At 40.2% G+C, this 16,036-nt stretch carries 10 protein-coding genes; 8 read left to right on the forward strand and 2 right to left on the reverse strand.

Annotation, left to right across the window (positions count from 1 at the left end):
* Positions 1 to 63 precede the first annotated feature (63 nt).
* Both ACORHV_RS02900 and ACORHV_RS02905 read right to left on the reverse strand, forming a co-directional pair.
* Complete coding sequence (locus tag ACORHV_RS02900) at positions 64 to 2,322, reverse strand: ATP-dependent Clp protease ATP-binding subunit (protein WP_125384664.1); 2,259 nt, start codon at positions 2,320 to 2,322, stop codon at positions 64 to 66.
* Between the two features lie 238 nt (positions 2,323 to 2,560).
* Complete coding sequence (locus ACORHV_RS02905; protein WP_000443577.1) at positions 2,561 to 2,791, reverse strand: DUF1797 family protein; 231 nt, start codon at positions 2,789 to 2,791, stop codon at positions 2,561 to 2,563.
* Positions 2,792 to 2,982: 191 nt separating this feature from the next.
* Here ACORHV_RS02905 and ACORHV_RS02910 point away from each other — a divergent pair, with 191 nt between their 5' ends.
* The 8 genes from ACORHV_RS02910 to ACORHV_RS02945 all read left to right on the forward strand — a co-directional run bounded on the left by ACORHV_RS02910 (position 2,983) and on the right by ACORHV_RS02945 (position 15,918).
* Positions 2,983 to 3,666 (forward strand): amino acid ABC transporter permease, encoded by a 684-nt coding sequence (locus ACORHV_RS02910; RefSeq protein ID WP_125384663.1) that lies wholly within the window; start codon positions 2,983 to 2,985, stop codon positions 3,664 to 3,666.
* Positions 3,666 to 4,400, forward strand: a complete 735-nt coding sequence (locus tag ACORHV_RS02915) for an amino acid ABC transporter ATP-binding protein (protein WP_434398742.1) — start codon at positions 3,666 to 3,668, stop codon at positions 4,398 to 4,400. Before ACORHV_RS02910 ends, ACORHV_RS02915 begins: the two co-directional genes overlap by 1 nt.
* A gap of 33 nt (positions 4,401 to 4,433) precedes the next feature.
* Entirely contained in the window at positions 4,434 to 4,754 is a 321-nt protein-coding gene (locus ACORHV_RS02920; protein WP_049478871.1) for a TfoX/Sxy family protein, read from the forward strand.
* Positions 4,755 to 4,902: 148 nt separating this feature from the next.
* Positions 4,903 to 5,760, forward strand: coding sequence for a bifunctional methylenetetrahydrofolate dehydrogenase/methenyltetrahydrofolate cyclohydrolase (locus tag ACORHV_RS02925; RefSeq protein ID WP_000057225.1), 858 nt, complete (start codon positions 4,903 to 4,905; stop codon positions 5,758 to 5,760).
* A gap of 4 nt (positions 5,761 to 5,764) precedes the next feature.
* Positions 5,765 to 6,538, forward strand: coding sequence for an HAD hydrolase family protein (locus ACORHV_RS02930; protein ID WP_434398745.1), 774 nt, complete (start codon positions 5,765 to 5,767; stop codon positions 6,536 to 6,538).
* Positions 6,539 to 6,881: 343 nt separating this feature from the next.
* Positions 6,882 to 13,991: an SIALI-17 repeat-containing surface protein gene (locus tag ACORHV_RS02935; protein WP_434398747.1), complete on the forward strand. Its 7,110-nt coding sequence runs from the start codon at positions 6,882 to 6,884 to the stop codon at positions 13,989 to 13,991.
* A gap of 239 nt (positions 13,992 to 14,230) precedes the next feature.
* Positions 14,231 to 15,052, forward strand: coding sequence for a hypothetical protein (locus tag ACORHV_RS02940; RefSeq protein ID WP_000601053.1), 822 nt, complete (start codon positions 14,231 to 14,233; stop codon positions 15,050 to 15,052).
* Between the two features lie 14 nt (positions 15,053 to 15,066).
* Positions 15,067 to 15,918 (forward strand): NAD(P)H-hydrate dehydratase, encoded by an 852-nt coding sequence (locus ACORHV_RS02945; protein WP_000863000.1) that lies wholly within the window; start codon positions 15,067 to 15,069, stop codon positions 15,916 to 15,918.
* Positions 15,919 to 16,036: the final 118 nt, after the last annotated feature.

A 16,036-nucleotide genomic window follows, 5' to 3' on the forward strand; every position in this document is an offset into this window, starting at 1 on the left:
TTACATTTATTTTAGTAAAAAAGGTGCAGAAAATGATAGACTTTCTGCACTTGTTATATAGATTTATTCTTCTATTTCAGAAGCAATCTCTTCTGTTTTCTCAGTTTTTTTGGCAGATTTGATTTGAATATTGCCATTGCTTGTCATAACTGCCTTGAGGTCTTTTTCACTTGGATTTTCAAGGTAGAAGTCTGTTATGGCATCCTCGATATGGTCTTGAATGGTACGGCGGAGTGGGCGTGCCCCCATTTTTGGATCATAACCTAAGTCAACCAACTTTTCCTTGACCTTGTCTGTCACATCGAGGTGGATATTGTTGCTAGAGAGGCGTTTATTGACATCCGCTAGCATGAGTTCGACGATTTGGAGAAGGTTGTCCTTGCTGAGAGGTTTAAATTCGATGATGCCGTCAAAACGGTTCATAAACTCTGGACTAAAGAAGTTACCGAGTTCACCGAGAACAGAGTTGGTACGTCCTTCACGAGCAGCTCCAAAACCAACGCTGGCTTCGGCCTTACCAGTACCCGCATTTGAGGTCATGATAATGATAGCATCCTTAAAGCTAACTGTGCGTCCTTGCCCATCAGTCAAACGACCATCGTCCAAGACTTGAAGGAACATGTGCATGACATCTGGGTGGGCTTTCTCGACCTCATCGAGAAGGATGAGTGAGTAAGGATTGCGACGAACTTTTTCCGTTAACTGACCAGCTTCATCATAGCCAACATAACCTGGAGGGGCACCGACTAATTTAGCCACACTGTGTTTTTCCATGTATTCACTCATATCAAAGCGAATCATGCTGTCAGCAGAGCCAAAGAGCTCAATGGCTAGTTGTTTAGAGAGTTCTGTCTTACCGACACCAGTTGGTCCGACAAAGAGGAAGCTTCCGATTGGCCGGTTAGGAGTTCCAAGTCCAACACGATTACGACGGATGGCTTTGGCAATCTTATCGACAGCTTCATCTTGACCTATAACATGGGCCTTGAGGTCGTCTGCTAGATGGATAAGCTGAGACTGTTCTTTTTCTTTGAGTTCTCCAACAGGGATATTGGTTTTCTGCTCAATGATATGTTCGATTGTTTTCTCGCTGATGATTGGAGTATCCTGATCGGTCACCTTGTTTTTCTGCATTTCCTTGTACTTGGCAATCTGATCGCGGAAATAAGCAGCCTTTTCAAAGTCTTCCTCTCGTGTAGCTTGAGCCTTGAGATTCTCAGCTTCAATTAAACGCTGATCAATCACTTTAGGATCAACAAAGTTCAGCGTTAGATTCATCTTTGAACCAGCTTCGTCCAACAGGTCAATAGCCTTGTCTGGTAAGAAGCGATCTTGGATGTAGCGGTTGGAAAGATTTGCAGCAGCTTCGATAGCAGCATCAGTATACTTGACGTGATGGTAGTCTTCGTATTTCTTTTGAACTCCTTTAAGGATGATAATGGTTTCTTCGACAGTTGGTTCATCTACCTTGACAGGCTGCATACGGCGCTCTAGGGCAGCGTCTTTTTCAATGATACGGTATTCATTGAGAGTAGTGGCACCAACCAGTTGCAATTCACCACGGGCAAGGGCTGGTTTGAGGATATTTCCTGCATCCATATTGCCATCACCTGCTGATCCTGCACCAACAATTTCATGGATTTCGTCGATAAAGAGGATGATGTCCTCACGTTTGCGAATTTCTTCCATGAGCTTTTGCATACGTTCTTCAAATTGGCCTCGAATCCCTGTTCCTTGAACTAGACTGACCACATCTAGACGGATGACCTGCTTACCTTGAAGTTTATGGGGAACATCGCCATCGACAATCTTCTGAGCTAGACCTTCCACAACGGCTGTTTTACCAACACCTGGTTCTCCGATAAGGACAGGGTTGTTCTTGGTTCGACGGTTGAGGATTTCGATAACGCGGATAATCTCCTCATCCCGACCTATAACAGGGTCAATATCTCCCCGACGAGCAATCTCAGTAATATTGATACCATATTCCTCTAGGAGTCCTCTTTCTTGGCTAGGAGGTGTTTGAAGTGGGCCGCGGTTTTGAGGACCATAACCACCGTTTCCTCCGTATCCCCCACCAGATTGAGTTGGTGGGACGTTATTAGAAGAAGGTTTGAAATTGTTCAAATCATTGAAAAAGTCGCCGAAAGGATCAAAGTCATGATTATTTAAGTCAGTCATCCCTTTAAAGAGGGTATTATTTGGATCTGTTTTGATAATTTTATAGCAATTTTGACAGAGATCAATTTGCTTTTGCTGTCCATTGATATTGGTATACAGATGAATTGTTGAGTCGTTAATTTTACAGTTTTGACAGAGCATACATCTACCTCATTTCATTCTTATTCTTGGCCTAAGAAAAAAGGTCAAAAATAGTCAAAGTTTTATACTCTCATTATAGCATGATTAAGGTGTAAAGCAAGTAAAAAGATTGGGAAGTGGTCGTTTTTAAAAGAGGGATTTATGGAGAATCTAGCGACATTGGAGGTAAGAAAAAATCCCATTTGTGGTGACAAAAAGGATTTTCATTCATCGGGACTTACTGCCCGCTGTTTTTATATTAGTAAAGGAGTTCGTAGATCTCCATTGCAATCAAATCAATGCTATCAAAGGTATAAGTTTCACGAGCCTCTACATCGCGAAGGGTGAAGAGTGATCCGTTTTCTTCGTCGTGGCTGTATGCAACTTCTGCGACGACAACACCTTCACGTTCAAAATTACGTTTTAGATTTCCACCATCTTTTGTCATTGCTTCTAGGCGGTTAATGATTCTAACCAAATGTGATTCCATTTTGATTCTCCTCCATTTCTTATCGTTTCTATTTTACCATAAACAAGAGGTAGTTGACTAGAAAAAAACTGTGATTTCTCTCTATTTCTCCATTCTATCAAGTTAATTGTTAAAATTAGAGAAAAAAGATTGCATTTTAATTCAATTCATGTTATAATCATACAATCTAATACATAGAAAGTTGATTGAATATGAATTTTTCTTTTTTACCAAAGTATTTACCATATTTTAACTATGGTGCTCTGATTACCGTATTGATTTCTATCCTTGTTGTCTGCTTAGGGACCATTATAGGTGTGTTACTGGCCTTTGCCCAACGTTCACGCTTTAAACCGCTCGTTTGGTTTGCAAATGTGTATGTTTGGATCTTCCGTGGGACGCCGATGATGGTTCAAATAATGATTGCCTTTGCTCTTATGCATATCAATGCTCCAACTATTCAAGTGGGAATTTTAGGAGTTGATCTTTCTCGTTTGATTCCTGGTATTTTGATTATTTCTATGAACAGTGGTGCTTACGTTTCAGAAACTGTTCGTGCGGGGATCAATGCCGTTCCTAAAGGTCAGTTAGAGGCTGCTTACTCTCTTGGTATTCGTCCCCAAAATGCCATGCGGTATGTCATTTTGCCACAAGCTATCAAAAATATTCTTCCAGCGCTGGGAAATGAATTTATCACCATTATTAAGGATAGTTCCCTCTTGTCTGCGATTGGGGTGATGGAGTTGTGGAATGGTGCAACGACTGTAGCGACAACAACTTATTTACCGTTGACTCCCCTTTTATTTGCAGCCTTTTATTACTTGATTATGACCTCTGTTTTGACAGTGGCGTTGAAAGCATTTGAAAAACATATTGGACAAGGAGACAAGAAATAATGACAGAAACCTTGATTAAAATTGAAGAACTACATAAGTCTTTTGGGAAAAATGAAGTTTTAAAAGGCATCAACCTTGAGATTAAACGTGGAGAAGTTGTGGTCATTATTGGTCCGTCAGGGAGCGGGAAATCAACTCTCCTTCGTTCGATGAATCTACTTGAAGAAGCAAGTAAAGGTAAGGTTATCTTTGAAGGAGTTGATATCACAGATAAGAAAAATGACCTTTTTGCCATGCGTGAAAAGATGGGTATGGTATTCCAACAATTCAACCTCTTTCCCAATATGACAGTGATGGAAAATATCACTTTGTCACCAATTAAAACCAAAGGTGAAAGCAAGGAAGTTGCGAAGAAAAGAGCACAGGAACTGTTAGAAAAAGTTGGCTTGCCAGACAAGGCGACGGCTTATCCACAGAGTTTGTCAGGTGGTCAGCAACAACGGATTGCTATTGCACGTGGACTTGCTATGGAACCAGATGTTTTGCTCTTTGATGAGCCGACTTCAGCCCTAGACCCTGAGATGGTTGGAGAAGTTCTAGCTGTTATGCAAGACCTTGCCAAGTCAGGGATGACTATGGTGATTGTGACTCATGAAATGGGCTTTGCGCGTGAGGTAGCAGACCGTGTTATCTTTATGGCGGATGGAGTTGTTGTCGAAGATGGAACACCAGAGGAGATTTTCGATCAAACAAAAGAACAACGGACCAAGGAATTTTTGAGTAAGGTTTTGTAAGACCTCATTTTTAGAAGAAATGGAGTAGGCATCATGGCTTCCAGTAAAGAATATTTAGATTTTATTCTCGAACAGCTATCAGAGCTAGAGGAGATGAGTTATCGTCCAATGATGGGAGAGTATATCCTTTATTATCGTGGGAAGATTATTGGGGGAATCTATGATAATCGTTTGTTACTGAAGCCTGTGAAGCTGGTCATGGATCAACTGGGACAGACTAGGTTTGAACGTCCTTATGAAGGAGCTAAGGAGATGATTTTGATAGAAGACATTGAAGATAAATCATTTCTAATGAGATTAATCAAGGAGATGTATGAAGTCTTACCGGCTCCAAAAATCAAAAAGAAAGCATGACAGATTTACCTAGTATAAATAGGCATAAAAGCTCGATAAGGGCTTTTTCTTATAGTTTCAGACTATAAGGTCCATTAGGCAAGAAATGTTAGAATGGCAAGGTATTTTTTGATATAATAGAGGATATTTGATAGAAAAGAGAAGAGATATGGCACAGATTATTGATGGGAAGGCTCTTGCAGCTAAGTTACAAGGACAGTTGGCTGAAAAGACTGCCAAACTAAAAGAAGAAACAGGTCTAGTTCCAGGATTGGTAGTGATTTTGGTGGGGGACAATCCTGCCAGCCAAGTCTACGTTCGAAACAAGGAACGGTCAGCTCTCGCTGCTGGCTTCCGTAGTGAAGTAGTGCGAGTTCCAGAGACCATTACCCAAGCGGAATTGTTAGACTTGATTGCCAAATACAATCAAGATCCAGCTTGGCATGGGATTTTGGTTCAATTACCTTTGCCAAAACATATCGATGAAGAGGCAGTGTTATTAGCCATTGACCCCGAAAAAGACGTGGATGGTTTTCATCCTCTAAACATGGGTCGCCTCTGGTCTGGTCATCCAGTTATGATTCCTTCAACACCTGCAGGAATTATGGAGATGTTTCATGAATATGGGATTGATCTAGAAGGTAAAAATGCGGTTGTTATCGGTCGTTCAAATATCGTTGGAAAACCGATGGCCCAACTTCTTTTAGCCAAGAATGCGACTGTGACCTTGACCCACTCACGTACCCATCATCTTGCCAAGGTTGCTGCTAAGGCGGATATTCTTGTGGTTGCAATCGGTCGCGCTAAGTTTGTGACTGCTGACTTTGTCAAACCAGGAGCGGTTGTCATTGACGTTGGGATGAACCGAGATGAAAATGGCAAGCTTTGTGGAGATGTTGATTATGATGCTGTTGCACCACTTGCTAGTCACATCACTCCTGTACCTGGTGGAGTTGGTCCTATGACTATTACTATGCTAATGGAGCAAACCTATCAGGCAGCGCTTCGAACACTAAACAAGGACTAGGAAAATGAAATTCGTATTTGACCTGGATGGAACGCTATCTTTTGACTACATGACCATAGATGAGGAGATTCAGCAGGTTCTTTTAAAGGCTGAAGATTATGGGCATGAGCTTGTGTTTGCCTCAGCCCGCTCTTATCGGGATTGCTTGGGTTTATTAGGACCTGAACTCAGCCAGCGCTTGGTCATAGGGTTGAATGGTGGCGTGGCCTATCATCTGGGGAAGGCTATCTTCGAAAGAAATCTCGATGCTAGAGTGTATCAGGCGCTAGTGGATTATTGCCAGACTTATAATCTCCCTTTCTTTGTAGATGATTGCTTTGATTATAGTGGTCAGATTGTAGAGAAGATTCCATTTATTTCCAGTGTGGATCCCCTAAAGGTGGCTCGTCATCAGAAACTCGAGGACTTGGGGACTCCGATTAAGGTAGTCGTTTATATGGGTGACCACGAGGATTTGCTTGATGATCTGCTTGGTCAGCTAGAAAGACTAGGACAGGCTCATCTCTCCTATCATGCACATGAAAAGTGCCTTTATGTTAATCCCTTGGATACTCATAAGGCGACAACTGTTGAAAAGTTGTGTGGGGAGAACTTCATCGCTTTTGGAAATGACCAAAACGATATTGAACTGTTTAAGACGTCTCTCTATTCTGTCCAGATTGGAGATTTTGCTGGTCTTACTCCATATGCAGATGAAACGTTAGAGCTAAAAGGAGCTCCTTCTCTAGCAGTAGCAGCCAAAATCTTACAGACCTTTGCGGAATTTAAGGGAAAATAGTGTAGAAGGAGGTTCGCCTTCTTTTTATGTAGAGTAATGCAGTCTATAAACTATAAATTTGAAGTTTGAAAAAGATATTAATGGAATTCAATTTGTAGTAGAAAGAGTCTAGAACCGAAAGCTATTTTCATTGCAACTATTCCTTTTAAATGACCCCTTCTTATATATCATTTTATTGGGTTAAATTAATGGAAAATAATTGCAATTTAAGGTGCCTTTTGATATATTTAATATATAAAATACATTATAAAACTTGGTACTTGTTTGTGTATTCAGAAGGAGGTTATTTTTTAAAATAAAGTAAACGCTTACTTTGTATCAAGAAAAAGAAATGAGGATTTTAATGAACAAAAGACTTTTTGATAAACGTTGTCATTATAGCATTCGTAAATTTGCAATAGGTGCGGCATCTGTAATGATTGGGGCTAGTATATTTGGTATTTCTGCTGTACAAGCTGAGGAGGTGGATTCATCCAATGCTAAAACAGAAGAAACAACTGTTCATCAAGCTCAACCTTTAGATAAGCTTCCCGATGATGTGGTAGCTGCTATTGCAAAGGCTGATGAGAATGGTGGGCGTGAGTTTGTAAAACCAAAAGCTGAATCGGCAGAAGACAAAGTGACTAAGGATACAGAACCTACTACACCTACTAACGAGAGTAGTCGTGAATTGGTTAGTCCTAAAGGGGAAACTCCAAATAAAGTAGAAGAAGGAACTAAGGTTGAGGACAAACAGAAATCTGAAGAGGCAAAGCCAAAGCCTGTTGAATCTGCAGTAAAAGCTGGAACAGAAGTAAAAGAGGATTCTAAAAAAACTTCTGAAAAGGACCAAGTGAAAGCAGACACAGAGATCAAATCTTCTTCTGAAAAATCGCAAGTGCTGTCTAGAGAGTCAAACAAAGCCGAAGTTGAAAAGGAAAAACAGCTATTATCGGAACGAAAACAAGATTTTAATAAAGATTGGTATTTTAAACTAAATGCCCAAGGAGATTTTTCAAAAAAAGATGTGGATGTTCATGATTGGTCTAAATTGAATCTTCCTCATGATTGGAGTATTTATTTTGACTTTGATCACAAATCTCCCGCGCGTAATGAGGGTGGCCAGTTAAATGGTGGAACAGCTTGGTATCGTAAGACTTTCACATTAAATGAAGCTGACAAGAATAAGGATGTTCGTATCAATTTTGATGGGGTTTACATGGATTCAGAAGTCTATGTAAATGGTAAATTTGTCGGACATTATCCAAGTGGCTATAATCATTTTTCATATGATATCACAGAATTTTTAAACAAGGATGGTAGTGAAAATTCAATTACTGTTCAAGTGACCAATAAGCAACCAAGTAGTCGTTGGTATTCAGGAAGTGGGATTTATCGTGATGTAACCCTGAGTTATCGTGATAAAGTCCATGTTGCCGAAAATGGTAATCATATCACTACTCCAAAACTTGCTGAGCAAAAAGAAGGGAATGTTGAAACACAGGTTCAAAGTAAGATTAAAAATACGGATAAGAAGGCTGCTAAAGTCTTTGTGGAACAACAAATTTTTACTAAGGAAGGTAAGGTTGTTTCAGAATTAGTCCGCTCTGAAACGAAGAATTTAGCAGAAAATGAAACTGCAGATTTCAGACAAACAATCCTAGTTAATAAACCAACTCTTTGGACGACAAAAAGTTATCATCCTCAACTGTATGTGTTGAAAACAAAGGTTTATAAAGAAGGTCAACTAGTTGATGTAACAGAAGATACATTTGGTTACCGTTATTTCAATTGGACTGCTGAGGAAGGTTTCTCTCTGAATGGTGAACGCATGAAATTCCACGGAGTAAGTATTCACCATGACAATGGAGCCTTGGGGGCAGAAGAGAATTATAAGGCTACCTATCGTAAATTAAAACTCTTGAAAGATATGGGGGTTAACTCTATTCGAACAACCCACAATCCAGCGAGTCCTCAGTTGCTTGATGCTGCAGCTAGTTTAGGTCTCTTGGTTCAAGAGGAAGCTTTTGATACTTGGTATGGTGGCAAGAAGACTTACGACTATGGACGGTTCTTTGATCAAGATGCAACTCATCCGGAGGCTAAGAAGGGTGAGAAGTGGTCTGATTTTGATCTCAGAACAATGGTAGAACGTGATAAGAACAATCCGTCTATCGTCATGTGGTCTCTTGGAAATGAGGTAGAGGAGGCAAATGGTAGTCCTCGTTCTATCGAGACAGCTAAACGTCTGAAGGCTATTATCAAGGCGATTGATACTGAACGTTATGTCACCATGGGTGAAAATAAATTTAGTCGTGCAGCGACAGGTGATTTCTTGAAACTCGCAGAAATCATGGATGCTGTCGGTATGAACTATGGTGAACGTTTTTATGATGCGGTTCGTAGTGCTCATCCAGACTGGCTCATTTATGGTTCTGAAACCTCTTCAGCTACTAGAACGCGTGATTCTTATTATAACCCTGCTCAAATCCTTGGACATGACAATCGTCCAAATCGTCACTATGAACAATCTGACTATGGTAATGACCGTGTTGGATGGGGAAGAACAGCTACTGAATCATGGACTTTTGACCGTGATCGTGCTGGCTATGCTGGACAATTTATCTGGACAGGAATTGACTATATTGGAGAACCGACTCCATGGCATAACCAAGATAGTACACCTGTCAAGAGCTCTTACTTTGGTATTATTGATACAGCTGGTTTACCAAAGAATGATTTCTACCTTTACCGTAGTGAATGGTATAGTGCTAAAGAAAAGCCAACTGTTCGCATTTTACCACATTGGAACTGGACTGAAGAGACCCTTAAGGAACGCAAGATGCTGGTTGATGGAAAGGTTCCGGTTCGTACCTTCTCAAATGCTGCAAGCGTCGAATTGTTCTTAAATGGAGAGTCACTTGGTAAAAAGGAATTTACTAAGAAAACGACAGAAGATGGACGTCCATATCATGAGGGGGCTAAACCAAGTGAATTGTATCTTGAGTGGCTTGTGAAATACCAACCAGGTACACTGACTGCGATTGCTCGAGATGAAAATGGGAATGAAATTGCGCGTGATAGTGTGACAACTGCTGGGGAGCCAGCAAGAGTTCGTCTGACTAAAGAAGAGCATGTTATCACTGCAGATGGAAAAGACCTATCCTACATCCATTACGAAATTGTTGATGGTGATGGGAATGTGGTTCCAACAGCTAACAATCTTGTTCATTTCAATCTTCATGGTCAGGGACAAATCGTTGGTGTGGATAATGGAGAACAAGCTAGTCGTGAACGCTACAAAGCTCAAGCAGATGGAACATGGCAAAGACGTGCTTTCAATGGTAAAGGGGTTGTCATTGTAAAATCAACAGAAAAAGAAGGTAAATTTACTCTTTATGCAGATTCTGCTGGTTTAACTTCTGATAGCGCAACAGTCGCAACTGTGTCTGGTAAGAAAGAAAACCGTCACTTTGTAGCCTTTGCTCCTGTAAAAGCAACAACTGACGTGACAACAAATCCTGAATTGCCTCAAACAGTAACAGCTATTTATAGCGATGGTAGTGTTGAGGAAAAGACTGTAACATGGGACGTGCCATCAGACTTGCTTACAAGTGCAGGTGAAAAGAAAGTCTCTGGACGAGTGGAAGGTTTGGAAACCCCAGCTGAGGCACTTGTTAAAGTGATTGCTTTAGATAGATGGTTACCAAAAGTTGCTACAGTCCCAGTTGGAACGAATGCTGCTGATTTGGATAAAACGGTCACTGCTGTTCTGACAGATGGTAGCTTGATTGATACTGATGTTGTTTCTTGGACCTTGAAAGACCCTGCTGCTTTGAACAAGGAAGGTGGACGTACGGAGGCTACTGGTAAATTGGTAGATGACGACCGTGAAGTGACTGCAACCTTTATCGCAAGTAGTAAGGAAACAACAAGTAGCATTACAGGACTTACTGTTGGGGATAAAGCTCTTGAGAATTTTGAGTCTGGCAAGACCTATTACCGTGTATCTCTTCCTTACACTGGAACAATTCCAAGTGTTGGAGCTCAGAGTACCGGATATCAAGTAACTGTTCAGCAAGCTTCTGCTGATAATGGTTATCAGGCTTCTCTCTTCTTGAGTGACCAAAAGGGTGACTTGGTTCAAACTTACTTAATTCAGTTTGTGAAGGAAGCTCCTGCTTTGAAACGTTTGGAAGTGGTTGTAGAAGGAAAAGAAACTGCCACTGAAGATCAAGTATTAACTTATCACGTCATTGGTCGTTATGAGGATGGTTCACAAACAGAATTTTCGGCTTCAGATATTCACTTAGAAGCTAAATCATCTGATGGGGGACATCTTGAGGTGAATGGTCAGAATCTATTGCTCTATACTAAGGGAAGAGTGACTTTGACACCTCGAATCGATAATCAAACAGAGAAAACAGAATCTTTAACTACTGAAGTAGTGATTAAAGAAAATAAAGTTAACAAGAAGATTGTGAAACTGCATCCTGTATCTGTTTCTACAGACATCAATCAGCAACCGAATCTACCTAAAGAAGTTGGAGCAGAATTTGATAAGGGCTTACCACGCAAAGTATCTGTAACTTGGGATAAGGTAGATGAAAAAGAGTTGGGGCACTATCATAGCTTTACGCTTAAAGGACATGTGGAAGGTACAGATATCGAAGCACAAGCGACTGTAACGGTTGAAGGATTGCAAGTTTCAGAGGAAATCAGCCTCACAGTACCTAAGGGTGAGACGGTTCAATTGCCAGCCAATGTCCGGACTTACCATTCTAACGGAACAACTATCTACAAAGATGTTGTTTGGGATCAGGTTCCAGCTAACTTTAGTCAAACTGAAGGGGTCTATGAAATCAATGGTCGTTTAGTAGGTAGCAATCTGACAACTAAAGCTCATGTTCGAGTGTCTAGTCAAGTGGTTGCTGGAAATAATATCTCTAAACAATGGACAGGTTCACAATTACCAGCTGCCATTGTATCCAATACAGGTGGAGATGATTCAGCCAATACCTTGAACGACTTGACTGTATCAAGAACGCCATCAGATACTAAAAATAGATGGACAACTTGGAGAACAAATACTGATAATGACTGGGCTTCTATCTTATTTGGTAATTCAGGAGACTTGACGAAACGTTTTGTCAACAATTTGTCGGTTGATTTCTATACTGATGGAGCAATTGGTCTTCCAAAAGAATATGTAGTTGAATATTATGTAGGTAAAGAAATTCCTGATTTACCAAGTGATGTCAGTCATGCGCAACGAGCTAGCAATCATCCATTTAACAATCCAGACAATTGGAAAGCAGTTGAAAACTTACATGCTCCAAGTCAGCTATCTGCAACTCAAACAAATCACTTCACATTTGACAAGGTAGAAACCTATGCTGTTCGTATTCGTATGAAGAAGGCTGATGGAACTTCAGGTGTTGGTCTGACAGAGCTAACTGTCCTTGGAAACAAGGTAGTAAGCTCTACAAGTTCAGAGATTTCTATCAAGGTAGATGGCAAGGATCTTGAACACTTTAATCCATCTAAGACCGATTACTATATTCCTCAATCTAGCAAAGAAATCACTGCAACAGCTAGCAATAATGGTTTGGTAACAGTTGTTCCTGCAACCAGTCCAAAAGGTGCAACACGTCTCATCTTAAAAGCAGAAGATGGTACGGTATTGAAAGAATATAGAATCTTCCGCAATGATGAGAGAGAAACTAGTCAACCTCTTGCTGCAGAAAATAGTGCTAAAATCTTGAATGTTGGAGATGCTCTTCAACTTCCTTCAGAAGTCACTGTTTATTACCCAACTTCAACTACTTGGACTACAGATAAACTGGCAGTGAAATGGGATGCTATTCCTGAACATGCAACAGAGCATGAGGGAACATTTGAAATTACCGGTCATGTCATTGGTACAAATCTAACGACTAAAATGCAGGTGACAGTTGTTTCTAAAGGAAATCAAGTCATTTCAGAAAATCCAAGCAACAATGAAACGGATTCTAAAGCCTTTGCTTCGACAACGAACGATACACAAGCAGCTTCACATGATCGAATTTTCTATATCAATGATGGAAAATACAATGAAGATGGACGTTGGACAAACTGGTCTCGTACTCCGAAAAATGAAGAAACTTCTGTCGGACTACTCTTTAAGAAGGACGGTAAAATTGCCACCCAATCTATTGGAAAAGTAGCTATTCAGTTCTTTAAAGATAGTGGAACAGATGCCCCAGAGAAAATGGTTCTAGAAAGATATATTGGCCCTGCCTTTACAGAACCAAGTACGATTTCTCGTTATGAAGAAAATGCTGACCATCCATTCAACAAGGCAGAAAATTGGGCACCTATTCCTTACAAAGCTTCTGGAGAATTAGTAGCTGGTAAACCAATCGAGTTTAATTTTGATCCGGTTCAAACGACAGCAATTCGTGCTCGCATGACTCGTAAGGCTACTACCAATGGTCTTGCACTTGTAGAATTTACAGCCTACTCTGCAGGCAAGGGAGCAGAAGTGGAAACACCATCAGCGACTATTTCGATCGACGGAAAAGCATTGGAAAACTTTGATCCAAATGTGACAGATTACACTCTAACAACAATGGGTTCAAAACCAAAAGTCACTGCAACAACTAGTGGACATGGAGTAGTTACAGTTGTGGATTCTGGAAATGCCAATCTTCCAACACTGGTTCGTCTTGTTTCCAAAGATGGAAATCTGGTGAAAGAATATCGTTTACACTTTAAGTCTACCTTCCAAACAACACCAACAGAAGGCGTTAAGAACTTAGTAGTAGAAACTCCAAGTTTGGAAATTGAAAAGACTCCGCTTCCGTTTAAAGAAGTTATTCGTGAAAACCCTGAACTTGCTCAAGGTCAACGTCGTATCGTTTCTGAAGGACAAGATGGAGAAAAAGTTGACTATATTCAAGTTTTGGGTACTACTAGAAGTCTTGTTCATTCTGAAGAAAGAAAGGCTCAGGATCGCATTGTTGAAGTAGGAGTGAAAGCATCTATTTCAAGTAGTAAAGGCGAGGAGCCTGCTCCAGTCAATGAAGTTCCAGAATTCAAAGGAGGTGCTAACTTTGTAGAAGCAGCAGTAAATGAAGTTCCAGAATACACAGGAATTCTAGCCACAGTAGGAGATCAAGCAGTACCAAGTGTTGAGAAACCTGAATTTAAGGGTGGCGTTAATGCTGTAATGGCTCTAGAACATAAACTTCCAGAGTACCGTGGTATTCTAGCTACAGTAGGTAATCAACCAGCACCGACAGTAGAAAAACCAGAGTTTAAACTAAGTTCGTTAGAAAAAGTTCAGACTCCAGAAACACCAGTTCAAGTTGCTAAGGAAGACAAGAGATTGCCAGAAACTGGTGAAAAACAGTCAGAAACAGCTGTTTTCTTGGCAGGTGTTACCTTGGCCTTGTCAGCAGCTTTATTAACTGCAAAACTCAAAGAAGATTAGTCTCAGCGTCTAATGACATCCTATTTGTAGATATTAGTCGATGATTAAAAATTGGTTTCTTTTTCAACTATTGTAAGTTGATGGCATCTAAAAACTGGAGAAGACAATCATGGTCTTCTCCAGTTTTATATAGGTGTAAGCAAGAGAGGTGAATTGTACCCCAAAAGTTAGACAGAAAAATAGTAATCCAAATTGCAAGGTGTGTACCTTTTTGTTGTATAATGGAGTGAGGTGATTAGATGATTTTAAAAATTTATAATGGGGAATATAGTTTACAATGGGATGGAATATACTACTTAGCACTAATTGATTATCCAAATATTCAAGAGTGGGAATTAGAAAAAATTGCTAAATTTATAGCTTACGAAAAACTTCATAAACGTCAAACAAGTATTGAGTGTGCTGATTCTTGTTTAAAAGAAGAAATTTTAGATTACATCTGTCAGCATCTCTTTCTTCCACCATTTATCCCTACAGATAAAAGAGTAGCTTCGACTTATGATCTACATAAGAAGTTAGTGACTTCAGACTACTGTAGTCATACTACGACTATAGATGCAGCGATTTCTATTTTTAAAACAGGCCAGCTCTTATCTGCTGTAAAAGCTTTTGGGAAAGGTGCTGAGGAGTTGGTTTTGGATAGTCGAAATGCTGCATCTGATCCGAAAGATTATTTTGACTATGTCATGTTAGGATGGTCAAATACAAGTTCTGGTTATCGATTGGCGATGGAGCGTTTATTAGATCGAGCTCCTTCAGAGGAAGAATTACAAGACAAGTTTATTCCTGGAGTAAGTTTTCATTTTATCTATACAGATTTGATTAAAGTTCCTGGTTATATTTTTGATGGTTACCATGTTGCAAAAATTAAGGACATGCTTAATTTATTAAGTGAGTTGTATATTTGCATTATTCCAACTCATAATAAGTGCCAATTTGAAAATATTATTCCAACTAAAATACAAGATAGGGTGCATTATCTTGACTATGCTGGAGAAGACTTAGAAGAGTGGACTAAGAAAGTCTATCAAGTTGTTTTAAAACAATCAGATAAAGGATAGTTGAGGAAAAATCGATGAAAGTGATTGATCAAGCTTTACTAGAAAAAGTCATTATTGAACGTTCTCGTCACAGTCATAAAGGAGATTACGGGCGCCTGCTCTTGCTGGGAGGGACCTATCCTTATGGGGGAGCTATCATCATGTCAGCTATTGCATCTGTCAAAAGTGGGGCAGGTTTGGTGACTGTTGGTACGGATAAGGAGAACATTCCGGCTCTGCACAGTCTTTTACCTGAGGCCATGGCATTTTCTCTTCAAGACCAGCAATTGTTAAAAGAGCAGTTGGAAAAGGCAGAAGTTGTCTTGTTAGGTCCGGGTTTGCGAGAGGATGCATTTGGAGAAGAACTTGTAAAACGGGTCTGTGACAGCCTTAGAAAAGACCAGATTTTGATTGTAGACGGCGGTGCTTTGGGCATCTTAGCAAAAGCTCATTTGACATTCCCATCTAGTCAGCTCATCCTAACCCCCCACCAAAAGGAATGGGAAAGACTGTCTGGTATAGTTCTTGACCATCAAAATACAGAGGCGACTGCTAGGGCTCTTTCTGCTTTTCCTCAAAGGACGATTCTAGTCGAGAAGGGTTCAGCGACTCGTATCTGGAAAGCTGGTCAGTCTGAATATTATCAGTTACAGGTTGGAGGTCCCTATCAAGCAACTGGTGGGATGGGAGATACTCTGGCTGGGATGATTGCAGGTTTTGCAGGTCAGTTTCACCAAGTCAGTCTCTATGAGAGAGTGGTGGCAGCAACTCACCTTCATTCAGCTATTGCGCAAGAACTAGCTCAAGAAAACTACCTTGTCTTGCCTACCGAAATTAGTAAAGCTCTTCCGAAAACAATGAAAAAAATATCTCAAAAAGGCAGCTAATACCTTGGTTGCCTTTTTATGTTGATGTAGCTTTGTTGATAAGGTTTTCAAATACCTCAGAACTAGCGACCAACTGCTGAACTTGCGTGAAATTCTCACTTTTAAGGTCTTGATTTTT

It is taken from the genome of Streptococcus sp. KHUD_016, from assembly GCF_051106465.1.
Taxonomy (GTDB): domain Bacteria; phylum Bacillota; class Bacilli; order Lactobacillales; family Streptococcaceae; genus Streptococcus.